The organism is Sphingobium sp. SG1, from assembly GCF_057063145.1.
On sequence record NZ_JBVVOJ010000079.1, the window covers coordinates 1 to 278 of the forward strand.

Consider the following 278-nt stretch of genomic DNA (forward strand, 5'->3'; position numbering starts at 1 on the left):
CAAGGGCGTAGGCATCATAAGCGGAATGGTCGACCAGATGCGGAGTCACCCGAAACGGACCAAACTCCAATGGTGTACCGCTTGTGAACTCGATGGGCGTGGCAGGCACATACGGTCTGGGAACGAACGGGGCTGCCGCCTGCAAAATGCGGTGTGTTGCAGCGCCAAGCGCGACCGGCAACTCAGGGCCGGCGAGGTGGGCCAGCCCCCAGTGATCGATATGACCATGAGACAGAATCAGAGCTAGCAAATCCTCGCCGCCAGCGAGTCCGTCTATT

The 278-nt window shown here is 60.1% G+C and carries 1 protein-coding gene; it reads right to left on the bottom strand.

Annotated elements, in window-relative coordinates:
- Positions 1–278: MBL fold metallo-hydrolase (locus AC0KVN_RS27625; protein ID WP_483656843.1), on the bottom strand; the 278-nt coding region annotated here is incomplete at both ends.